Raw genomic sequence first — 23766 nt, 5'->3', positions numbered from 1 at the left:
CCGAAGACAGGGCACGCCGCAGAGCGTCGCGAAGAGCAGCATCCGCCGAGAGGTCACCATGTACGCCCGCAGTTCCACCCCGGCCGGCCGCCCCGTGCGCCGCGGCCTCGCGATGCTCGCCGCCGCCGCCCTCGCGCTCGCCGGCGCGGTCGTCGCCCAGACCGCCGTCACGGCGCCCGCCTTCGCCGCCGAGACCACGGCGACCACCGCCGACGGCGCGACCGTGACGTACGACCCCGAGGTGCGCGTCGGCGACGCCATCGAGCTGTCGGGAACCGGGTGGCTCGCCAAGCCCGACCGGGTCGAGCCGGGCGAGGAGGGCTCCGTCATCGGCGTCAAGCTCATCGACGCCACGGTCGGCCAGCTCGAGCGCACCTACGGGCTGGAGAACCCGCGCCTGGGCGAGGAGGTGGCCAACACCACGGTGTGGGGCACGGTCTGGGCCGACGGCGACGGATACTTCGAGCTCGCCCTCGACTGGCCGACGGCCGCGAACGCCGTGACCGCCCCCGACTGGCAGGCGGGCGACAGCTTCACGGTGCAGGTGCTCTCCGGCACGATGTACAGCGACGAGCCGGGCGTCGACCCGAACGACCGCCCCGACGTGTCGCGCACGCTGCCGCTGACCTTCACCGTCGTCGCCGACGGGCCGACCGGCGTCGCGCCCGCGATCGCCGACGGCCCCGCGCCCGCGAACGGCACGGTCGGCGTCGCCTACCCGGGCTTCACGGTCCCCGCGACGGGGGACCCCGCCCCGGAGCTCTCGATCGTCTCCGGCGCCCTGCCCGACGGCCTCGACCTCGACGCCGCGACGGGCGCGATCTCGGGCGTCCCGGCCGTCGCGGGCACGTTCGCGTTCACGGTGCAGGCCGCCAACGGCGTCGAGCCCGCGGCATCCCGCGCCTACACGGTGCGGATCGAGGAGCCGGCTGCGCCGCTCGCGATCTCGGCGCAGCCGGTCGGCGTCGACACGCCCAGCGGCGCGCAGGTGAGCTTCACCGCCGCGGCCACCGGCGGCACGGACCCCGTCACGGTGCGCTGGCAGCGCAGCACGAACGCGAGCTCGACGACCGCGCCGACGGGCTTCGGCAACCTGACCGCGTCGAACACGGTCGACGGCAGCTTCGAGAGCCCGACGCTCACGATCGTGGCGGGGCAGAGCTCGAACCTCAACAACCGCTGGTACCGCGCCGTCTTCACCGACGGCGCGGGCGCGACCGTGACGACGGATGCCGTGCGCCTGAGCATCGTGCCGCTGCCGACGATCACGGCGCAGCCGGCGGGTCGGACGATCGCCGTCGGCGACACCGCCACGTTCTCCGCCGACGCGACGAGCCCGGTCGACGTCACCGTGTCGTGGCAGTCGACGACGGCGACGCTGCCGAACGGCGAGCCCGACGACGCGACGTGGACCGACGTGGCCGGCGCCACCGGGAAGACCCTGGCGGTCGTCGGCGGCGACGCCGCGCAGCACGGCACGTTCTATCGCGCCGTCTTCACGAACTCGTCGGGATCGACGAGCTCCGCGCCCGCGCAGCTGCGCTTCTTCGAACGGCTCGACGCGACGGCGCCGGTCACGGTGTCGGGCGAGTCGTACGGCCCGGTGCAGCCGAACACGCCGTTCAGCGTGTCGGCGCCGAACGCGGTCGTGAAGGGCGAGCCGATCGTGATCGAGGGGTCGGGGTATCTCGCGACCGACGGGACGACGGGCTCGGTGGCGAACCTCATGATCGACGCGAGCTATTCCGGCGATCCGAACACGCTGTCGACGACGCGTGACATCGTCAACCCCGCGACGGGCGAGGTGTTCGCCGACAAGCGGTCGCACGGGATCGTGCAGGCGGGTGCGGACGGCAGGTGGCGGATCGAGATCCCCTGGCCGGACGAGACGAACACGACCCGCGACGCCGCGTTCTTCGACGCGAACTGGGGCGTCGGCTCGCAGCACATGGTGCGCATCCTCACGGGAACGCTGCTGACGACGCCGGCCGACTACCAGCGCGGCATCTCGGTGCGCTTCACCGTCGTCGATCCCGCGGCGCAGCCGACGCCGACCGTGACGCCCGAGCCCGAGGCCGTCGCCCCGGCCGTCACGACGCACCCCGCCGACGCGTCGGTGACCGAGGGCCAGGACGTCGTGTTCGTCGCGGCCGCGACGGGGGCGCCCGCGCCGACCGTGCAGTGGGAGTCGTCGACGGACGGCGTCGAGTGGGCCCGGGTGGCGGGCGCCACCTCGCCGACGCTGACCCTCGCGAACGCCTCGCTCGCGCTGAACGGCACGACCTACCGCGCCGTGTTCACCAACGGCGCCGGCTCGGCGACGACGGATGCCGCGATCCTCGCCGTCACCGCGGCGCCGACGGCCACGCCGACTGCGACGCCGACGCCCACGGCTACCCCGACGCCGACCGTCACCCCCACGCCGACGGCCACGCCGACGCCGACGGCCACGCCGACGCCGACTGTGACGCCCACGGCTACCCCGACGCCGACCGTCATCCCCACGCCGACGGTCACGCCGTCGCCGACTGCGACGCCGACGCCGACCGTCACTCCCACGCCGACTGCCACGCCGTCGCCGACTGCGACGCCGACGCCGACTGTGACGCCCACGGCTACCCCGACGCCGACCGTCACTCCCACGCCGACGGCCACGCCGTCGCCGACCGCCACTCCCACCCCGACCCCGACGGTCACGCCGGAGCCGACGCCGACGGCATCCCCGACGCCCACGCCGACCGTCACCCCGTCGCCGACACCCACGGTCACGCCGTCGCCGACGCCGACCGTCGTGCCGACCCCCATCCCGACCGCGTCCCCGACGCCCTCGGTGACGCCGGGCTGGCCGATCCCGACGCCGACGGTCACGCCGACGCCGACACCCACGGCATCCCCGACGCCCACGCCGTCGCCCTCGGTGACGCCCACGCCCGCCCCGGTGGTGCCGCAGCCGACCGTGACCCCGGCGGCACCGGTCGCGACGGGCGACGATCTGCCGACCGACCTGCGCGACGGCGTGTCGATCGAGCAGCGCGGCAACCTGGCGCGGGTGACCGTGCCCGGTGCGGCGGCGGGCGGCTGGCACTTCGTCTACGGCTACTCGACGCCGACGGCGCTCGGCTGGTACCACGCCGACGCGAAGGGGCAGTTCACCGTCAACCTCGACCCGCTCGCCGCCGGCGACCACCGTCTCGCCGTGCTCGACGCCGACGGCGCGCTCGTCGGCTGGGGCGCCGTGACGATCGCCGAGAGCTCCTCGAAGACGTCCTCGAAGAGCTCGTCGACCACGACGAAGGGCACCACGACCTCCGCGAGCAAGGGCACGACGGGCAAGCCGTCCACCTCGCTCGCCGCGACGGGCGGCGACGGCGAGGGGCTCGCCGGCCTCGCGGGCGTCGCCCTGCTGACCGTGCTCGCCGGGACCGTGCTGGTGGTGCGCCGGGTGCGCCGTTCGTGAGACCCCTCCGCCGCGCCCTCGCCCGGGTCGCCGTCCTCGCGACGGCGGCCCTGGCGGGCGTGCTGCTGCTGACCGTGCCCGCCGCGGCGGCGGATGCGCCGCCCGCGCCCGAGGTCTCGTCGTTCACGGACGAGACCGCCGGCGGCGTCACGCTGCAGCAGCAGGGCTCGCGCGTCACGGTCCCCGTCGCCCTGCCCCGCGTCTATCCGTACGTGTACGCAGGCTCGGCGGAGCCCGTCGGCGTCGGCTGGCTGGAGCCCGACGGCGGCGTCGTGCGCATCGACCTCGCGCTCATGCCCCCGGGGGACATCGTCGTCGCCCTCCTCGCCGAGGACGGCTCGCTCGCGGGCTGGGCGGGCACCGCCCTCGCCGAGGCCGACTCGCACGCGCCCCCGCCGGATGCCGCCGCATCCGCCGACGACACGGAGTCCGCCTCGCCGGGCGTGACCGGCAGCGCGTGGCCGTTCGTCGTCGGCGGCATCGCGGTGCTCGCGGTCGCGACGGTCGCGGTGCTGATCGGCCGTCGTCGGCGGCGGGACGCCGGCACGGACGGCGCGGAGCCGAACGGCCCCTGAGAGCGGCCGGTGACATCGTGCGTCACAACGTGCATCGCGGGACGCGACTCGTGGCCGAGGGCCCGGTCGTGCGTATATCATCGGATGTAGGTAAGCTTTGCCTTATCTGTGGGCTTCGTCGTGGGAGATCCCGCCGGCCGCTCCGCGCGGCATCCATATCCCGAATGCAGAAAGCGAATGATCCATGACGCATGAGCAAGGCAGGGTCCTCGTACGTCGAGGCACCCGGCGCACCCCACGGCTCGTCGCCGCGGGCGCCGTCGCCGCTCTCGTGGCGGGCTCGCTCGCCGCGGGCGCCGTGAGCGCCGCGGCGGACGACGGCTGGAGCTACACCTCCGCAGCCATCGCCACGAACTCGAGCACGAGCTACGAGATCGCCCTCGATCCCGTGACCCGAACGGTGTACCTCACCGACTCGACGGCCCGCGAAGAGGCCCGCAGCAACGGCGTCGCGACGGTGACGAAGGAGGCGACCGGCAAGGTCGTCTCCTACGACGCCGCCTCGCGCGCCCTCCTCCACGACTACGACCACACGGGCCTGCAGCGCCTCGACGGCAGCGGCACCGACCGCGACCCGCTCGACTGGTCGTCGGTGAGCTCGACGGCGCCGAGCAACACGAGCTCGTCGATCAGCTGGGGCTCGTACGGCATCGCCGTCGACCCGAACACCCCCGGCGGCGCGACGATCGTGACGACGGCGGCCCGTCAGAGCGTGCCCGGCAACTGGTACGGCGGCGGCGTGCTCGTCTACTCGGCGAACTCCGACGGCCCGACCGAGGCCGACAAGGTCGACGTGACCTTCGACGACGGCACCCCCGTGTTCGCGGGCGTGCGTCGCGTGGCGGTCAACACCGTGACGCACAAGGCCTACGTCACCAACCTCGGCAGCGCCGCGGGCTCGGGACCGGATGCCGGGTTCATCGCGCAGATCGACCTGGTGAGCAAGGAGGTCGAGGCACGCATCACGATCCCCGGCGGCGCCGGCGCCCTGGGCGTCACGGTCGACGAGGCGAACAACCTGATCTACGTCGGCGGGTACGGTGCGGGCAACCTCTACGTCATCGACGGCGACGCGGTCGACACGAGCAACGTGCGCGACCTGTCGCTCAACAACGGTGCGATCCGCGCGCTGGCCGTCTCGCTGCCCGGCAACGACCGTCCGCTGTACGACGCGGTCACCAAGCGCGTGTACGTCTCGTCGTACGGCGCGGGCCGCATCACGGTCGTCGACGCCGACCCGGCGAGCCCCGACTACGGCCGCGGCGTGACCAACTTCTCGGCGCCGTCGACCAACTCGGTCGCCGTCGACGCGCAGCGCGGTCGCCTCTACTCGGCCAACCTGGGCCAGCAGAACGTCACGGTCTACGACCTGGCCACCTTCGAGAAGGTGCTCACCATCCCCACCTCGGGCAACGCGGTCAAGATCGCCGTCGACCAGGCGTCGGGCGACGTGTGGGTCTCGAACTTCTACCCGACGCAGTCGGTGGACGTGCTCTCGGTGACCGGCACCGGATCGGGCGCCGGCGAGGAGCCCGGCGGCCCCGGCGAGCCGGGCGAGCCCGGTGAGGGCGAGCCCGCCGAGGGCGAGGTGGCCTACCCCGACGGCTTCGGCGGCCACGCCTACGTGCCGGCGGAGTGGACCGAGGGCCAGCCCCTGACCGTCCGCGGCACCGGCTGGTTCCGCCAGGACGGCGTCACGCCGTCGGCGATCGCCGTCAAGGTCAACTCCGGCGGCATCCGCCTGCTCGACGACCCGTACGGCTACCTGGGCGCCGACGCGGTCTACGGCTACGTGGACGCGAACGCCGACGGCTCGTGGAGCATCGAGCTGCCCTACCCGGGCGAGGGCGTCGTGAACGCCCCCGCGCAGGCCGGACAGCAGCTGACCCTGACGTTCCTCACGGGAGCGCTCGGCGCCGGCGACCGCATCCGCTCGGTGGCCACCACCACGACCATCGTCTCCACGCAGGAGCCCGGCGGCCCCGGTGAGCCGGGCGAGCCCGTCGAGGGCCCGACGAGCGCCGACATCTCGGTGTCGTTCGACGTGCCGGCGGCCGCGGGCGGCTTGACGATCAGCGTCGGCAACGCCGAGGTGAGCCTCGGCACCGCGGCGCTCAGCTCCGCGCTCGACGCCTTCGTCGCCTCGGGCACGCTGCCCGCCGTGACGGTGACCGACACGCGTGCCTCCGGCGCCGGCTGGACGGTGAGCGGCATCGCGTCGTCGTTCGTCAACGGGCAGGGCGACGAGCTCCCCGGCGCGCGCCTGGGCTGGACGCCCCGCGTCGTCAGCACGTCCGACGGCCAGGTCGCCGCTCCCGGCGACGTGAGCACCGACCTCTCGGGCGGCTCGACGCTCGTGTCGTCGCAGGCCGGCGCGAGCCGCGGCACCGCCGTGGCCGAGGCCGACCTCTCGTTCACGGTTCCGACGAACGCGCCGGCCGGCGGCTACACCGGGACGATCACCCTGACCGTCTCGTAGGCCCCGTCGCCCCCCAGACTGTGCGGCGGTCGGGCGGCCCACGACCGCTCGGCCGTCGCACGCACCACACACGAATCACACGTAAGGAACAGAGGAAAATGACACTGACACTGGAGAGCACGGCGCAGAGGCCGCGCCGCGGCCTGCGCGGTGCCGCCCTGACGGCCGTCGGCGCCCTCGTCGCGGCCGGCCTGATCGGCGGCGCCTCGGCCGCCTCCGCGGCCGACTACACGGTCACCGGCTCCAACGGCGTCGAGGTGACCTGGACGCTGCCCGACGAGGTCGTCTACGGCGAGGACATCACGATCTCGGGCACCGGCTGGACCACCGCCGACGGCGCGTCGGGCTCGGGCATCTCGGCGCTCGTCGACGCCGCCTACTCGGGCGATCCCGCTACGGTCTACACGACGCTCGACGTCGTCGGCATCTCGGGCGCGGTGCTGGGCGACAAGCGCCTGCACGGCCAGGTGCGCGCCGACGAGAACGGCGACTGGGAGCTCACGGTTCCCTTCCCCACGCCGGACAACTCGTCGCTCACCGAGCCCTGGGCCATCGGCTCGGAGCACGGCGTGCGCCTGCTGTCGGGCTCTGCGATCCCCGGCGTGACCGACGTCGTGCGCACGACGTACGGCACGTTCACGATCGTCGAGGCGCCCGGCGGCGGCGAGCCCGGTGAGGGTGAGCCTGGCGAGGGCGAGCCCGGCGAGGGTGAGCCCGGTGAAGGCGAGCCTGGCGAAGGCGAGCCCGGCGAGGGTCAGCCCGGCGAGGGCCAGCCCGGCGAGGGTCAGCCCGGCGAGGGCGAGCCGACCGCTGCCGACATCCGCGTCTCGGTGGAGGTCCCCGTCGTGGGCGGCCTCTCGCTGAGCGTGCAGGACACCGAGACGCAGCTGGCTCCCGTCGAGCTGCGCCCCGACGGCCGCCGCTTCACCTCGTGGGGCTACCTGCCGCAGGTGACGGTCACCGACACGCGCACGAGCGACCCGGGCTGGGCGGTCGCCGCCTCGGCATCCGACTTCACGTCGGGTGCGAGCACGGTCACGAGCCGCTCGCTGGGCTGGAAGCCCGAGGTGCTCTCGGTCAGCGACGGCCAGACGGTCGAGCCGGGCCGTGAGCTGCGCGCCGGTCGCGGCGTGGGCGACAACGCGACGCTCGCGTCGGCGCTCGCCGGCGCCGGCCGCGGGACCGCCGTGCTGGGCGCCATCTTCACGCTGAGCGTCCCGACGACGGTCGCACCGGGCACCTACAGCTCGACCATCACGCTCACGGTCTCCTGACCGCCGAGCGACAACCACACACGGGTCCGGGTGCGCCCCAGCGGCGCACCCGGACACCGTCATGAGAAAGGGACACACGGAGTGAAGCGCGGGAACACGCGGCCGACGGCGCCTCGGGCGATCGCTCGGCGCCTCTTGGCGTATGCGGCGGCCGCCGCCATCCTGTTCGCGGGCGGCAGCGGCGTCGCGCTCGCCGACGACGAGGCCGACCTCGAGGAGGTCGCGGGCGCGACCAGCTGGCAGGTGCAGCCCTCGGGGGCCGACGGCCCGGGCGATCGCACCTACTTCGTGTACCGCCTCGACCCCGGCAGCGCCGTCGAAGACGTCATCGCCGTCACCAACCACTCCGAGCACGACATCGACGTGGGCCTCTTCGCGACCGACGCCTTCAACGTCCCCGAGAGCGGCGCCTTCGACCTGCTCGCGACGGGCGTCGCGCCCGCCGACGTCGGCTCCTGGGTGACCCTCCCCGTCGATCGCATCACGGTGCCCGCGCGCTCGCGCGTCGACGTGCCGTTCCTCGTGCGGGTCCCCGCCAACGCGACCCCCGGCGACCACGTCGGCGGCATCGTGACCTCCCTCGTCACGCAGGGCACCGACGACGCCGGCAACGCCGTGCTGTTCGACGCGCGCGTCGCCGTGCGCATGTACGCGACCGTCTCGGGCGAGCTGCGGCCGAACCTCCTCGTCGACGACGTCGAGAGCACCTTCGAGCTCGGCCCCGACAACCTGACCGGCACCCTGACGGTCAGCTACACGATCCGCAACCCCGGCAACGTGCGCCTGAGCGCGCGCGAGAGCGTCACGGCGCAGTCGATCATCGGCACGCAGATCGGGTCGGCCGAGCCGACGGAGATCGCCGACCTGCTGCCCGGCGCCGAGGTGCAGCGCGAGTTCACGATCGAGTCCGTCCCCGCCCTCGTGCGCATCAGCGGCGTCGTCGAGCTCCAGCCCGTCGACGCCGGGGGAGTGCTCGACGACACGGTCGAGCTGCGCCCCGTGGTGCAGGCCGCTCCCGTGTGGGCCGTGCCGTGGCTCGTGCTGATCGCGGTGCTCGTCGTCGTCACGATCGTCGTGCTGATCGTGCGCGCCCGCCGTCGACGCTGGCGCCGGATGAAGGAGCAGCTCGCGGCGGCCCAGGCCGCCGCGGCCGCCGTCGCCTCGCCCGCCGAGGCGGGCGAGGATGCCGCGACGGGCGAGGGCACCGAGGCTCCGCAGCCCGCCGTGCCCGCCGCCGAGGCCCCCGTTCCCGCCGCTCCGTCTCCCGAGGAGGACAGTGCTCGCTGAGCTCGTCGTCGCCGCGGCGCTCGCCCTCGCCCCCGGGGGCGCGCCCGCGGGGGCCGCCGTGCCCGGGGAGGCTCCCGCGGCCGCGGCCGGCACGCCGAGCATCGTCGTCGACGCGGTCGAGGCCGCCACAGGCGATCGGGTCGCGATCACGCTCTCCGGCTGGCCCGTCGGCGACATCGTGTCGGTGTCGGTCTGCGGCGACGGCACGACGTCGGCGCACTGCGCGACGGGGTCGGCGATCGACCTCGTGCCGGATGCCACGGGCGCCGCGACCACGACCATCCTCGTCGTGGCGCCGCCCGCCGCCTGTCCGTGCGCGGTCGTCGCGTCGGGCGTGCGCGGAGCCCGGGCATCCGCGCCCCTCGTCGTCTCCGACGCTCCGGAGCCGACCCCGCCCGCCGTGCCCGACGACGCGCCGCCGCCCGCGCCCGAGCCGCCGCCGCTGACGGGGCGGCTGAGCATCACGGGACCGGAGTTCTGGGAGCGGCAGCTCGCGCTGCCGTCGCGGCGCACGCTCTCGGTGACCGTCACGAACCGGTCGGAGCACCCGACCGTCGCGACCGTGCTCTCCGTCGTGCTCGGGCGCAACGAGCGGTCGGGCGAGGTGATCGGCGAGATCCCGCTGCCCGCGCTCGACCCGGGCGCCCAGGCGACCGCCGGGATCGAGGTGACGATGCCCGCGGGCGCCTTCGGCCGGCTCGTCGTGCACGCCGCCGACGCCGACGGCGGCACCGAGATCGAGTCGCTCCGGCTGGAGACCTGGCCGATCCTGGGCGCCGTGGGGGCGGGCGTGCTCGCGAGCCTCGCGTTCGCGATCGCCCAGCCGCGCCGGTTCGCGCAGCGGCTGAGCCTCGCCCTGCTGGGCAGCGCCGCGACGCTCGGCCTGGTGACCGCCTACGTCGCGCTGGCGTGACGTGCCGGCGTGACGATGACGTGTGATGATGATAAGGTGAGCCTGACCTTAGTTTGATCTGCGAATTGCGTGAAGCCCGAACTGCAGGAGATCGCGTGTCGACCGTGCCCCTACGCCCCCTGACGCCGACGGTCACCGTCGTCGTCCCCGCCTTCAACGAGGCGCGCAACCTGGAGCTCGTGCTCCCCGCCCTCGACCTCGCCGACGAGATCATCGTCGTCGACGGTCACTCGACCGACGACACGGTGCAGACCGTGCAGCGCGTCGCCCCGCACGCCCGCCTCATCCAGCAGACGCGCGCGGGCAAGGGCAACGCGCTGGCGTGCGGCTTCGCCGCCGCGCGGTGCGACGTGATCGTCGCCTTCGACGCCGACGGCTCGGCCGACCCCGCCGAGATCGCCGTGCTCGTCGGCGCGCTCACCGCGGGCGCCGACTTCGTCAAGGGCAGCCGCGTGCTCGTCGGCGGCGGCTCGGCCGACCTGACTCGCGTCCGCTCGCTCGGCAACCGCGGGCTCACGCTCGCCGTCAACGCGCTGTTCGGCACGCGCTACAGCGACCTCTGCTACGGGTACAACGCGTTCTGGCGCGACATCCTACCCTCCCTCGGCCTGCCCGACGTGCACGGCGACGAGGCCCGCTGGGGCGACGGCTTCGAGATCGAGACGCTGCTCAACTGCCGCGTCGCCAAGCTGCGCGTCGCCGAGGTGCCGAGCTACGAGCACTCGCGCGCGCACGGAGCGAGCAACCTGCACGCCGTGCGCGACGGCCTGCGTGTGCTGCGCACGATCTTCGCCGAGCGCTTCGGCCCGTCGGGCGCCGAGCCGGCGTCGCGCCTCGAGATCGGTGCCTGGTACGGCTCCGACCTCGAGGCCCGCCGCGCCGCATAGTGGTGCGGGAAGCCTAGTGGTGCGAGAAGGGAGCCTGCTGCGGCAGGAGAGCGTGCCGCGGGAAGAGCGCGTGCGACCCGACCTGACCGTCTCGGTCGTCGTCGCCGCCTACACCGAGCGACGCAAGGACGTGCTGGCGCGCGCGGCCGCGGCCGCCGTCGCCCAGCTCCGCCCCGGCGACGAGGTCGTCGTGGTCGTCGACAACAACGCCGCGCTCGCCGCGTGGGCGCGCACGGCGCTGCCCGGCGTGCGGGTCGTCGAGAGCGAGGCGGCCGGCGGGCTCTCGGGCGCGCGCAACACGGGCATCCGGCGCAGCCACGGCGGCATCCTCGTCTTCCTCGACGACGACGCGGTCCCCGAGGACGGATGGCTCGACGCGCTGCGCCGGCGCTTCGAGGCGCACGAGGTGGTCGGCGTCGGCGGCGCCGTGCGGGCCGACTGGCTCGCCGCGCGCCCCGCGTGGTTCCCGGACGAGTTCGGCTGGGTCGTCGGCTGCGACTACCGGGGCCTGCCCTCCGGCGGCGACCGCATCCGCAACCCGATCGGCGCGAACATGGCGCTGCGGCGCAGCGCGCTCGAGCGCGCGGGCGACTTCGCCGAGGGCCTCGGCCGCGTCGGCACGCTGCCCGCCGGCTGCGAGGAGACCGAGCTGGGCATCCGGCTCGCGCGAGCCGTGCCTGGCGGCGTCATCGTGCGCGACGCGACCGCGATCGTGCACCACGAGGTGCCGCCCGCGCGCGGCACCGTGGGCTACTTCGTGCGCCGCTGCTGGCACGAGGGGCGCTCGAAGGCCGCGGTCGCGACGATCGCGGGCACCGGCGACGGCCTCTCGTCCGAGCGCGGCTACGCGGCGCGCGTGCTGCCCGCCGGCGTGCTGCGCGAGCTGGCGGCGCCCCTGCGCGGCGACGCGACCGGTCCGCTGCGCGCGGGCGCGATCGTCGCGGGGCTCTTCGCGACGGGCGCCGGCTACCTGACCGGCCGCGTCGCGCAGCGCCGTGCCGCGCGTTCGGCCGATCGCGCCGGGGAGCCGGCGGGGGAGCGGCCGTTCCGGCCCGTTCCGGTCGTCGACGTCGACCTCGACGCCCCGATCGCCCCGCAGCTGCCCGCCGGCCCGGTGGGCGTCGTGGCGCGGCGCGCGGGCGCGCCCGTGGGACACGCGGTGTTCGCGGGCGCGGGCGCGGGCGTTGCGGATACGGGTGTCGCGGGTGTTGGTGTTGCGGATGCGGGTGTCGTTGCGGGTGCGGGGGGTGCGGACGCCGGTGTCGTTGCGGCGGTGGAGCGCTGGGCCGCGGGACTGCCCGGGCCGGCGCCGGTGCTGCGGGCGCCCTTGATGACGGCATCCCCGTCGGCGGGATCCGCGACTTCGGCGCCCTTGTCGGAGGCGTCCGTGTCTTCGGCATTCGTGTCTTCGCCGTCTGCATCGTCGGCATCCGCATCGTCGGCATTCGTGCCGGAGGCGGCCGCCTCCTCGTCCTCCTCGTCGGCGTCTTCCCCGTCGTCGGCGGGCGACGGTCTCGTGTCGGTCGTGCTGTGCACGCTCGGGCGCGACCCGCGGCTGCGCGAGACGGTCGATCGCCTGCTCGCCCAGACCCACCGCGACCTCGAGGTCGTCGTCGTCGACAACGACCCGGCCACGGGTGCCGCGCGCGCCCTCGTCGACGGCATCCGCGATGCGCGGCTGCGCGTCGTCGACGAGCCGTGCCGCGGGCTGTCGTCCGCGCGCAACGCCGGCGTCGCCGCGGCGCGCGGCGGGATCGTCGCGTTCACCGACGACGACGCCCTCCCCGACGCCGACTGGGTCGAGACGATCGCGGGGGCGTTCGCCGCCGACCCCGACGACGACGTCTGGTGCGTCACGGGCCTGGTGCTGCCGGCCGGCTACCGCACGTCTGCGCAGCTGCTGTTCGAGCGGGCGGGCGGCTTCGGCAAGGGCTTCGCGCTCGCGTGGTGGCGGCGCACGCCGACGCCGCGCCTCGTCGCGCTCGGCCCCGAGGGCGCGCAGGGCCCGACCTTCCCGTACCTCGGCTCCGACTTCGGCTCGGGCAACAACATGGCGTTCCGCCGCCAGGCGCTGCATCGCATCGGCGGCTTCGACGAGGCGCTGGGCGCGGGCACGCTCGCGCGCGGCGGCGAGGACCTCGATGCCTTCCGCGCCGTCTACCTCGCCGGCGGCGGCATCCTGTACCAGCCCCGCGCGATCGTGCGGCACGACCATCGCGAGGACCTCGCGGGCCTGCGCGAGCAGCTGTACGGCTACGGCGTCGGCATGACGGCGGTGCTCACGAAGCTCGTGCTCACGCGGCCGACGGCGCTGGCCGGCATGGTGCGGCGGCTGCCGGGCTCGGCGCGCGGCCTGCTCGCCCCGGGCTCCGAGAAGAACGGGGGCAAGGGGCCCGGCTACCCCCGCGCGCTCGACCGGGCGGAGCTGCGCGGATGCCTCGCCGGTCCCGTGCTCTACCTGCGCTCCCGGCGTCGTGCCCGCGTGCGGCGGCGTGCGGGCGCCGCTCCGGCATCGACGGTCGTCTCGGCGGGACAGGGCTTCACGCCGATCCCCGTGCTCGACGTCGACCTCGACGGAGATCTGGACGACGGCGGCGTCGCGCGGATGCCGTCGCAGGGTCGTGTCGCGGTGCTCTCGCGCCGCGCGGGCGCGCCCGTGGGCTTCGACCTCGAGCCGGCCGACGGCGGCGTGCTGCCGCGCCTGCGCGAGCGGTATCCGCGCACGCCGCGGGACGCGGGGGATGCCGGTGACGGTGCGTCGCACGAGGCGGCCGCGGCATCCGATGCGGTCTCGGCAGTCGAGGCGGTCTCGGCGTTCGATGCGGTCTCGGCATCCGATGCGGTCCACGACGGGGAGCCCGGCGTCGCGTCCGGCCCGCCGACGCTGGTGTCGGTGGTGATCCCGACGCTCGGCCGGCACCCGGGTCTTCCCGATGCCGTGCGCGCCGTGCTCGCGCAGACGCACGAGAGCCTCGACGTCATCGTCGTCGACAACGATCCCGCCCAGCGCGGGCGTGCGGCGCACGTGCTGCGGACGATCGACGACGAGCGGCTGCGCCTCGTCGGCGAGCCCCGTCGCGGCGCGTCGTCGGCGCGCAACGCCGGCGCGCGCGTCGCTCGCGGCGAGGTCGTCGCGTTCACCGACGACGACACGCTCGCCGATCCGGCCTGGATCGCCGCGCTGCTGCGCGCGTTCGCCGCCGACGCCGCGCGCGAGGTGTCGTGCGTCACGGGGCTCGTGCTGCCCGCGCGGCTGGACACCCCCGAGCAGGTGCTGTTCGAGACCTACGGCGGCTTCGCGCGCGGGTTCCGCCCGCAGTGGTGGCGTGCGGGCGGGCCGCCGCGGGCCGCGCTCGGCGAGCCGGGCGCGCGCGGCCTCGCCTTTCCGTTCACGGGCGCCGAGTTCGGCGCGAGCAACAACCTGGCGGTGCGCGCCGACGCGCTGCGACGGCTCGGCGGGTTCGCTCCCGAGCTCGGCGCCGGCATGCCCGCGCGCGGCGGCGAGGACCTCGATCTCGTGCGGGCGGCGTATCTCGCGGGCGGCGCGATCGCGTACCGGCCCGACGCGCTCGTCTGGCACGACCACCGGCCCGACCGCGACGCGCTGCGGCATCAGCTGTTCGGCTACGGCGCGGGCATGACCGCGTCGCTCACGCGGCTCGCGGTCACCCGCCCGCTGCTGCTCGGCGGTCTGCTCGCCCGCGTGCCCGCCGCGCTGCGCCTGCTGCTGCGCGCCGACTCCGCGAAGCACGCGCACGAGCGCGCGCACGGCGACCGCTCGGGCCAGGGACCGCTGCCGCGCGACCTCGCGCGCGCCGAGCTGCGCGGCTACGCCGCGGGCCCGTTCCTCTACGCCTGGTCGGCACTGCGCACCCGTGTCTGGCCGGCGCTGCGCACCCGTCCGCACCGGAGCCCCCGCCCATGAGCCCCCGCCCCGCCGTCCTCCCCCCGCTGGCCGTTCTCCTCCCGCTGGTCGAGTGCCCGCGGCGGAGCCGCGGGTGTATCGAGACCCTTCCCACGGCGCGTTACATGGGTTTCGATACGCGCGCTGCGCGCGCTACTCAACCAGCGGGGGTGCGGCCAGCGGGTAGACGGCTGGCGGGGTGGGGATGCCGCGGGGGTGTGCGTTCGGGTCGTGTTCTGACCCCGCTGGTCGAGCTCTGCCGCCCGTTTGCCGTTCTGACCCCGCTGGTCGAGTGCCCGCGGCGGAGCCGCGGGTGTATCGAGACCCTTGCCACGGCGCGTTACATGGGTTTCGATACGCGCGCTGCGCGCGCTACTCAACCAGCGGGGGTGCGGCCAGCGGGTAGACGGCTGGCGGGGTGGGGATGCCGCGGGGGTGTGCGTTCGGGTCGTGTTCTGACCCCGCTGGTCGAGCTCTGCCGCCCGTTTGCCGTTCTGACCCCGCTGGTCGAGTGCCCGCGGCGGAGCCGCGGGTGTATCGAGACCCTTGCCACGGTCCGTTACACGGGTTTCGATACGCGCGCTGCGCGCGCTACTCAACCAGCGGTGTGGGGGCGGGGCGTGGGTGTGCCTTCGGGTCATGCTCTCTCCCCACTGGTCCAGCCCTATCGCCCGTCTGCCGTTCTGACCCCGCTGGTCGAGTGCCCGCGGCGGAGCCGCGGGTGTATCGAGACCCTTGCCACGGTCCGTTACACGGGTTTCGATACGCGCGCTGCGCGCGCTACTCAACCAGCGGGGATGCGGTCGGCGGGGGTGCGGTCGGCGGTGTGGGGGCGGGGCGTGCGCGTCGCGCAGGGGGCCGGCCGCGGGGCGTTGGGCGGTGCGGCGTCATGACCGGGACGCTGAGCCTCGTGCTTCCCGTCTACCGGGATCCGGCGGCGGTGGGGCGGTGCGTGGCATCCGTCGCGGCGCAGAGCCGCCGGCCCGACGAGCTCGTGCTCGTCGACGACCGCGGTGGCGACGGGGCGTTCGACGTCGCGTGCGAGACGGCGCACGTCGCGGGGATCGCGACGACGGTCGTGCGGCACGAGCGCAACCGGGGCCTCTCGGCCGCCCGCAACTCGGGACTGCGCGTCGCCCGCGGCGATCTCATCGCGTTCGTCGACGGTGACGACGCGCTCGCACCCGACGGCATCCGGGCGCTCGTCGACGCGCTGCGCGCCGCCGACGCCGACATCGCCGTGGGGCGCACGATGCGCACGACTCCCGCGGGCGAGGAGCTGGGGCTCACCGAGAGCGGCGAGCCCGTGCCCGTGCGCACGGGCGCCGAGTTCGCCGAGAACCTGCTGCGCGACGAGGAGAAGGGGTACGCCTGGAACAAGGTCTACCGCCGCGACGTGCTCGGCGCCGATCCCTACCCCGAGGGCCGCGTGTACGAGGATTTCGCGCCGACCCTGCGCGCCGTGCTGCGCTCGCGGCGCATCGTGACAGTGGACCGGCCGCTGTATCTGTACACCGACACGGAGGGATCGATCTCGAACCGGTTCGGCCCGCACCTCGGCGACCTGCTGACCCAGCTGGCCGAGGTGGAGCGGATCGTCGACGCCGCGGACCTCGACACGCTGCGGTATCCGCTGCGCGTGTATCGCGCCGCGAACGTCGTGCAGCCCGTCGCCAACATGTCGTTGCGTGCCCAGCACGTGGCCGACGGCTCCGATGTGCGCGCCGAGCGGATGCTGCACGACGCGCGCGCGCTCGTGCGGTCGGGCGATCTGGCCCGGCTGGCGGGCGGCGGCCACGCGCGCCTGGCGGCGACCCTCGCCGTCCTCGCCGCGTCGCCCCGCCTCTACTCGCGTATCCTCAGATCACGATGAGCACGTCACGATGAGCATGATGCCGGACGTTCTGCCGGACGCCGTGTCCGACCCCGACGGGAGCGCTCCCACGCTCGCCCTGCCGCAGACGGGCGAGCCGGCGCCGACGCGCCGTGCCCGTCGCGATGCGCGCCGCGAGACCGAGGTGAGGGGCGGGACCGGCCCGCTCCCGGATGCCGGTGCGCCCGACGCGGATGCCGCGTCTGCGGCCCCGGACGAGCCCGGAACGCCGGACGAGCCCGCGGTGCCCGCGGAGCCCGGAACGCCGGACGAGCCCGCGGTGCCCGCGGAGCCTGGGACGTCGGATGAGCCCAAGGCGTCGGGCGAGCCGGGGGCGCCGGATGGCCCTGCCGTGCGCGACGGCTCCGAGGCACGGGACGAGCCTCATGAACGCACCGAGAACACCGAGCACGACGAACCCGCGGAGCCCGGCGCGTGGCGTGCGTGGCTCGCGGTCGCGGCGCTCGCGTGCGCGCTCGCCGCCCTCGCCGCGGCGTTCCTCGGCACGGCGGGCCCCGCCGTGCTGCCGCTGCTGCTGATCGCTCCGGGACTCGTCGTCGCCTCGTGGGTGCGCACCTCGGGCATCGCCGCGGCCGCGCTCGTGCTGCCTGCGAGCGCGGCGGCGCTCATGGTGGCCTCGTCGGTGAGCCTGTGGCTGGGGGTGTGGAATCCGGCGGTCGGCACGATCCTGCTGGCCGCCGCTGCCGGCGTGCTCGCCTCGGTGCGCGTCGTCGTCGATCGGCGGCTGCTCGTCGCGCGCAGACGACGAACGGCGCGGAGGGGAGCGCAGCGCACGCCCTCGGCATCCGTCGTCGGTCGCGTCCTTCTGGGCGGTGCGGGACTGCTGGCGTGGCTGCTCGCGCTGCCCGCCGTGCGCTCCGCCGAGACCTCGCCGTGGGGTCTGCTCACCGCGGGCCAGCCGCTGCTGCTGCTCGCGCTCGCCGTGCCCGTCGTGCTGCTCGTCTGGGGGGTGCGCGCGGGATCGGTCGGCACGACGGTCGCCGCCACGGCGCTCGCCGTGCTCGCGTTCCGCACGACGGGCGCGCTCACCGACGAGGTGCCGCGCTACGCGTGGACCTACAAGCACATCGGCGCGACCGACGCGATCATGGACACCGGCACGCTGTTCCCGGGCCTCGACATCTATCAGCAGTGGCCCGCGTTCTTCTCGGCATCCGCGTGGATCAGCGAGGCGACGGGCGTCGCGCCGATCACGCTCGCGACGTGGATCACCCCCGTCATCACGGTCGTGATGGCGCTCGTCGTCGCCTATCTGGCGGCGGTCGTCGGTGCCGGCCCGCTCGCGCGCGTCGTCGCGGCGTTCCTCGCCACGGTGCTGACCTGGGTCGGGCAGGACTACTTCGCGCCGCAGTCGATCGCGACGCCGCTCGCCGTCGCCGTGCTCGCCCTCGCGCTCGTGGCGCGTCGTCGCCCGTCGGCCGGGGCGGCGGCGCTCGCGCTGTTCGCCGCCCTCGTGTGCGCGCACCAGCTCACGCCCGTGTGGGTGCTCATCGCGCTGTGGGCCCTCGTCGTCGTGCGCCGCGCGCCGTTCTGGATCGCGCCGCTCGCCACGGTGCTGTTCGGGGCGTTCCTGGCCCTGCGCATCGAGGTCGTGGAGCGGTACGGCGTCATCTCCGACGGCGGTCTGCTCGCGAACGCGGCGACGAACATCGAGCCGACGGTGTCGCCCGCGCAGGAGCTGCTGTCGGCGGCGAGCCGCGGCTCGGCCGTCGTGCTCTGGGCGACCGCCGCGATCCTGGTCGTCGTCATGATGGTGCGCCGCAGGCCCTGGCTCGCCGTCTCGATCGTCGCGTTCTCGCCCGTCGCCCTGCTCGGCATGCAGGACTACGGCGGCGAGGCGATCATCCGCGTGTACCTGTACTCGATGGCGGGCTGCGCGGCGATCATCGCGCCGTGGCTCACCCGTGCACTGCGCGCCCGCTGGTACGTCGCGACGGCGGCGACCGCGGCGCTCGCGCTCGCGGTCGCGCTCGCGGCGCACAGCTACTTCGCGAGCTGGTTCGTCTACCGGATGACGGCGGCGCAGGTGCACGTGTCGGAGGTGCTGTTCGACCAGGCGCCCGAAGAGGTCATGTTCATGCCGGCGATCGGCAACTGGCCCGAGCGCTCGACGGGGGCGTACATCGACCGCCTGCAGTGGTGGTGGGCCTTCGACCGCTCGATGTACATGGACGAGCTGGCGGGCACCGACCTGTCGCAGGAGGAGCAGATCGCGCAGATCGAGCAGCGCCTGGACGATGTGACGTGGGTGCCCGCCTACGTCATCATCACGGGATCGATGGAGCCCTACGCGCAGCTGCGCGGCCTGTACCTGCCCGGGGCGATGGACAACCTCGCCGCGGCCCTCACCGACCGGGAGGGCTGGGACCACGTCGTCACCGAGGGGGACGTGAAGGTCTTCCGCTACGCGCCGGGCACCATGACCCGCCACCCCGGGGCGGCCTGGACCTGGCCGGCCGAGCAGGCCGGGTAGGGGACGTCCGCGCCCTCTCCGCCCGTCGAGTGCTCGCCGGCGCCTCCGGGACGTCGTCTCGCCGGTCGAGCGTCGGTGGCGACGCCCGTGGCGCCTCGAGCCCTCACGTTCGACGCACCACGGCGCCTTCGGTTCCACTTCATCGAACATATGTGCTAGACTAGCACGCATCTGGGGGGATGTATGGGGAACAAAGAAACTCGGGATGCCGGGCACGACACCGGCTGGTCGGCGCTCGACGACCTCCTCACGCGCCTCCAGGGCACGCGGCGCGACATCGCGGCCCTGCAGGCGGCGGAGGCCGGCCTGTTCGCCGAGGCGATCGACCTCGTCCTCGACCGGATGGAGCAGCGACGTCTGCAGGGCGAGCGCGCCTCGGACGCCGATCTTCCCCTGCGCGAGGTGTCCCTCGAGCTCGGGATGGCGCTGCGCGTCTCCGATCGCACGGTGCAGGCGCGTCTCGGCGACGCGCACTCCCTGGTGACCCGTTTCTCCGCGACCCACACGGCGTGGGCCGAGGGGAGGATCGACGCCGGCCACGCCTGGTCGATCGCGCGCGTGGGCGTCTCGATCGGCGACGACACCCTGCGCGCCACGTACGAGGCGCGCGCCCTGGAGGTCGCGCTCACGGAGTCCCCGTCCCGGATGACCACGGCGGCGCGGGCGATCGCGGCGACCGTCGCGCCGGATGACTTCGCTGATCGCACCCGTTCCGCGGTCGAGGACCGGCAGGTGCGCGTCTACGACCTCGACGACGGCCTGGCGCGTCTGATCGCCGACCTTCCCGCTGCGCTCGCCTACGGCATCCGCGATCGCCTCACCCAGCTCGCCACGGTCGCGCTGGCGGCGACCTCTGAAGACGACGAGCCCGACGAGCCCGACGTGTCCGCTGAACCCGGCGGGCTCGGCGGCCTCGGCGCCACCGGTGAGTTCGACGCCACCGGCGGGCTCGATGCTCCCGGCGAACCCCATGCGCTTGATGAGGCCGGTACGCCCGCTGAGGCAGGTCCACTCGGTGGGGCGGGTGGTGCTGATGGCGCTGGTGCTCCCGGTGCTCCCGGTGCGAACAGGCTGTCCGGCACCGTCACCACCGTGACCACCGGGCCGAGTCCGCATCGCGCGACCGGGGATCCGTCCGTCGACACCCGCACCCTTGACCAGGCGCGCGCCGACGTGCTGGCCGACCTGCTCCTGGCCGGCACGCCCGCCGTGCTCGGCGACGCTGCGGCGGCGATCACCGGCCACGTGCACATCACGGTTCCCGCCCGTACCCTCGCGACGGGGGACGTGGCGACCGGGCCCGCCCTGCTGGCGGGGCACGGGCCCATCGACACCGACACTGCCCGGCATCTCGCCGATCTCGCTCCGGCATGGACGCGCGTGTTCACGGATCCCGCTACGGGCCTCCCGCTCGCCGTCGACAGGTACCGCCCCTCTGCGGAGTTGAGGCGGTTCCTCCGCGCCCGGGACGAACGCTGCCGGACACCTGGATGCACGCGCTCCGCGGTCCGCAGCGACATCGACCACACCCGCGACGCCGCTCACGGCGGAGAGACCACGGCCGACAATCTCGCCCACCTCTGCCGGCGTCACCACGTCGCGAAGCACAGAACGGCCTGGCGGGTGCGGCAGCGTCCCGGCGGCGTGCTCGAATGGACCGGCCCGACCGGACGCACGCACCGCGACAGACCGCCCGCGACCGTCCGCTTCACACCCGCCGGGGCGCCGTCACCGCCGCCCGTTGCCCTCTCGTGCGACGACGTCGGCGACGCCCCGCCGTTCTGACCGCTGGTCATCCCGCAAAGCTCCGATGCGCGCGGCTTCCTCGTCTTCCCGCCATCCCGCCTTCGCGCCGAAGAGCAGCACACCCTCGCACCGAAGAGATGGATAAGGCACTCAGCGGGTATGTGAGGGCGCCCCCGCACGGAGAAGAGCGTCACGTGAGCGGAAGGATACCCCTCTTCCCCGGGCGGAAAGGCGATCCGCCGAGGCGATGACGAGAGGCCCGGGAACAGTGCCCGCGCGCACGCGATTCTCCGTTGCGGACGGTGGTTCCCTGCGGACCATCTGCGGTTCTCGTCGCCGACTGCAGCCCTATCCGCCGCGCGCGATTGCGCCTTCGGTCGTCAGCACGGCCGTCAGCACGCGCATGCCCTCGGTGCGCTCCCACTACGTCGCACACGGTTCTCGGCGAGCCGAGGCCTGGTTCCTCTGTACCGTGCGTTGTTCTCGCGGAACGAGTGGTTCTCGCAGAACGAGTGCGACTCCCGCGGCCGAACGTGGTTCCTATGCCGCGCATGCTTCCCGAACCGCGCACGATCCCCGAACCGCGCACGATTGCCGGGCCGCGCACGATCCCCTTCGCATGTCCCGCCCGCTCAGTCCGTCGAGCACGGCTCCCGCATCCCGAACATATCCCGCCTGCTTCGTCCGCCGAGTGCGGTTCCCGCGGTTCAGGCACGGTTCCCGTTCCCTCGCATGTCCTGCCTGCTTCGCCCGTCGGGCACGGTTCCCGCAGTTCAGGCACGATTCCCGTTCCCTCGCATGTCCTGCCTGCTTCGCCCGTCGGGCACGGTTCCCGCAGTTCAGGCACGATTCCCGTTCCCTCGCATGTCCTGCCTGCTTCGCCCGTCGGGCACGGTTCCCGCAGTTCAGGCACGATTCCCGTTCCCTCGCATGTCCTGCCTGCTTCGCCCGTCGGGCACGGTTCCCGCAGTTCAGGCACGATTCCCGTTCCCTCGCATGTCCTGCCTGCTTCGCCCGTCGGGCACGGTTCCCGCAGTTCAGGCACGATTCCCGCCCCTTCGCATGTCCCGCCCGCTCAGCCCGTCAGGCGCGGTTCCCGCAGCTCGGGCACGGTTCCCGCATCCCGAACACAGCCCGCCCGCTTCGCCCGCCGAGCAGGGTTCCGGCCGGCCCGAGGGCGATCACCGTCGCAGGGTGCGGTCCTCATGCGCCGCGCATGTCCCCGCTGGTCGAGTGCGCCGGCGGAGCCGGCGCGTATCGAGACCCCGCACGGATACGCGCCGGCACGGACACCCGCGGATACCGATGCGCGGAATCCTCCGCATAGTCGAAACATCATAGTCCGATTGCGCACGCGATATGACCGGCCGAATGCCTCGCGCCTGTCTATCCTCAGCCGTTTCATACACGTGACGACATATCGCGGAGGAAATCGCGCGGAGTGTTGGGAAAAGCGCGAATGATCTGTAACGGTGACGTCCCGCTGAGTGGTGGAGTTTCTCGACACCGTGCGGTCAGTTGGGTTTGATTATGCCGCAGCGATTTCGGGGATGACCACCTCCTCGATGTGGGCGGTGTTCATGGCGTCGAGTTGCCGCATGGAGTGCTCGGAGAAGTAGCGGCGGTCGCCGGCTTCCCATTCGTCGTGCTGCTCGACCAGGACCGCGCCGGCCAGGCGCAGCAGCGCGGCGGGGTTGGGGAACACCCCGACCACGTCGGTGCGACGCTTGATCTCCTTGTTCACCCGTTCCAGCGGGTTCGTGGACCAGATCTGCCGCCAGTGCTTCTGCGGGAACCCAGTGAACGCGAGCAGGTCGTCTCGTGCGTCGGAGAGCATCTCGGCAACCTTCGGGTGCGACCGGTCGAGCATGCGGACGACTTCGTCGAACTGGGCCTGAACATGCTCCTTGTCGGGTTGGGCGAAGATCGTGCGGATGATCGAGGCGACCATCTCGCCGCTGGCCTTGGGCACCACCGCGAGGACGTTGCGCATGAAGTGCACCCGGCAGCGTTGCCAGGCGGCGCCCTGCAGAACGGTGCTGATCGCTTTCTTCAGCCCGGTGTGGGCGTCGGAGATCACCAGTTGCGTGCCGGCCAGCCCACGGGCCTTCAGAGAGCGCAGGAAGCTGGTCCAGAACGGCTCACTCTCGGTGTCGCCGACGTCGAAGCCGAGCACTTCGCGGCGTCCGTCTGCGGCGACGCCGACGGCGACGACGATCGCCTGCGACACCACCCGATGATTCACTCGTGCTTTGCAGTAGGTGGCGTCGAGGAACACATACGGGTAGCCCATCGTCGCAAGATCGCGGTCGCGGAACGCGGCGACCTCGGCGTCCAGGTCGGCGCAGATCCTGGACACCTCGGACTTCGAGATCCCGGTGTCGGCGCCGAGCGCCTTCACCAGGTCGTCGACCTTCCTCGTGGAGACGCCGTGCAGGTAGGCCTCCATCACCACCGCGAACAGTGCCTGATCGACGCGGCGACGTCGCTCCAGCAGCGACGGGAAGAACGTCCCCTGCCGCAGCTTCGGGATCCGCAGCTCCAGATCCCCGGCGGTCGTGGACAGGGTCCTCGGTCGGGAGCCGTTGCGCTGTGTCGTCCGGGTGGACGACCGTTCGAACGGGGCGGCACCGATCAACGCGGTCGCTTCCGCGTTGATCAGCTCCTGGTAGAGCGTCTCGGTCGCGACCCGGATCCGGTCGGTGACATCGGTGAGTTTCAGTTCCCCGAGCAGCTCGAGCAGGGCAGACTGGTCAAGAGCCATCGTGCGTTTGTGTCCTTCCGTGAGTTTCCTAGACAGTTCTCACTGACCATCGCACGATGGCTCACCACGTTCACGACGTGACACTCGAGCCCGAGAACTACACCACTCCCAGG

The 23766-nt window shown here is 73.7% G+C and carries 12 protein-coding genes; 11 read left to right on the top strand and 1 reads right to left on the bottom strand.

The annotated features are described in order from the left end of the window. The first annotated feature begins 58 nt into the window (after positions 1 to 58). The 11 genes from AOA12_RS23250 (at position 59) to AOA12_RS17570 (ending at position 20928) form a co-directional block, all read left to right on the top strand. Positions 59 to 3457, top strand: a complete 3399-nt coding sequence (locus tag AOA12_RS23250; protein ID WP_054685773.1) for a hypothetical protein — start codon at positions 59 to 61, stop codon at positions 3455 to 3457. Further along, positions 3454 to 4032, top strand: coding sequence for a hypothetical protein (locus tag AOA12_RS17615; protein ID WP_054685770.1), 579 nt, complete (start codon positions 3454 to 3456; stop codon positions 4030 to 4032). Before AOA12_RS23250 ends, AOA12_RS17615 begins: the two co-directional genes overlap by 4 nt. Positions 4033 to 4216: 184 nt before the next feature. Continuing rightward, positions 4217 to 6511, top strand: a complete 2295-nt coding sequence (locus AOA12_RS17610; RefSeq protein ID WP_054685766.1) for a WxL domain-containing protein — start codon at positions 4217 to 4219, stop codon at positions 6509 to 6511. A gap of 98 nt (positions 6512 to 6609) precedes the next feature. Further along, positions 6610 to 7785, top strand: coding sequence for a hypothetical protein (locus AOA12_RS17605; protein WP_054685761.1), 1176 nt, complete (start codon positions 6610 to 6612; stop codon positions 7783 to 7785). 81 nt (positions 7786 to 7866) lie between these two features. Then, positions 7867 to 9072 carry a WxL protein peptidoglycan domain-containing protein gene (locus AOA12_RS17600; RefSeq protein ID WP_197280967.1) on the top strand — a complete coding sequence of 402 codons (1206 nt, stop codon included), beginning with the start codon at positions 7867 to 7869 and terminating at the stop codon, positions 9070 to 9072. Further along, entirely contained in the window at positions 9062 to 9985 is a 924-nt protein-coding gene (locus tag AOA12_RS17595) for a hypothetical protein (RefSeq protein WP_054685755.1), read from the top strand. The genes AOA12_RS17600 and AOA12_RS17595 overlap by 11 nt, the downstream gene beginning before the upstream one ends. Positions 9986 to 10080: 95 nt before the next feature. Then, on the top strand, positions 10081 to 10872 hold the full coding sequence (locus AOA12_RS17590) for a glycosyltransferase family 2 protein (protein ID WP_082406355.1): 792 nt from the start codon (positions 10081 to 10083) through the stop codon (positions 10870 to 10872). Between the two features lie 19 nt (positions 10873 to 10891). Then, positions 10892 to 14797 carry a glycosyltransferase gene (locus tag AOA12_RS22745; protein ID WP_156366565.1) on the top strand — a complete coding sequence of 1302 codons (3906 nt, stop codon included), beginning with the start codon at positions 10892 to 10894 and terminating at the stop codon, positions 14795 to 14797. Between the two features lie 868 nt (positions 14798 to 15665). Then, entirely contained in the window at positions 15666 to 16649 is a 984-nt protein-coding gene (locus AOA12_RS17580; protein WP_054685751.1) for a glycosyltransferase family 2 protein, read from the top strand. A 10-nt stretch (positions 16650 to 16659) separates the two neighbouring features. After that, complete coding sequence (locus tag AOA12_RS17575; protein WP_054685748.1) at positions 16660 to 19143, top strand: hypothetical protein; 2484 nt, start codon at positions 16660 to 16662, stop codon at positions 19141 to 19143. Between the two features lie 183 nt (positions 19144 to 19326). Further along, positions 19327 to 20928, top strand: a complete 1602-nt coding sequence (locus tag AOA12_RS17570; RefSeq protein WP_054685746.1) for an HNH endonuclease signature motif containing protein — start codon at positions 19327 to 19329, stop codon at positions 20926 to 20928. Positions 20929 to 22417: 1489 nt separating this feature from the next. Here the strand turns inward: AOA12_RS17570 and AOA12_RS17565 are convergent. Further along, positions 22418 to 23653 carry an IS256 family transposase gene (locus AOA12_RS17565; protein WP_054678746.1) on the bottom strand — a complete coding sequence of 412 codons (1236 nt, stop codon included), beginning with the start codon at positions 23651 to 23653 and terminating at the stop codon, positions 22418 to 22420. Positions 23654 to 23766 lie beyond the last annotated feature (113 nt).

The organism is Microbacterium sp. No. 7 (genome assembly GCF_001314225.1).
Classification (GTDB): Bacteria; Actinomycetota; Actinomycetes; order Actinomycetales; family Microbacteriaceae; genus Microbacterium.
The sequence above is the reverse complement of the archived record's forward strand: the minus strand, read 5'-3'. Positions and strand labels throughout refer to the sequence as shown.

Bases quoted from the DNA above. Each gene is read 5' to 3' on its own strand.
- AOA12_RS17605 (WP_054685761.1), top strand. From the start codon at position 6,610: ATGACACTGACACTGGAGAGCACGGCGCAGAGGCCGCGCCGCGGCCTG.
- AOA12_RS17565 (WP_054678746.1), bottom strand. From the start codon at position 23,653: ATGGCTCTTGACCAGTCTGCCCTGCTCGAGCTGCTCGGGGAACTGAAA.
- AOA12_RS17570 (WP_054685746.1), top strand. From the start codon at position 19,327: ATGGGGAACAAAGAAACTCGGGATGCCGGGCACGACACCGGCTGGTCG.
- AOA12_RS17580 (WP_054685751.1), top strand. From the start codon at position 15,666: ATGACCGGGACGCTGAGCCTCGTGCTTCCCGTCTACCGGGATCCGGCG.
- AOA12_RS17575 (WP_054685748.1), top strand. From the start codon at position 16,660: ATGAGCATGATGCCGGACGTTCTGCCGGACGCCGTGTCCGACCCCGAC.
- AOA12_RS23250 (WP_054685773.1), top strand. From the start codon at position 59: ATGTACGCCCGCAGTTCCACCCCGGCCGGCCGCCCCGTGCGCCGCGGC.
- AOA12_RS17610 (WP_054685766.1), top strand. From the start codon at position 4,217: ATGACGCATGAGCAAGGCAGGGTCCTCGTACGTCGAGGCACCCGGCGC.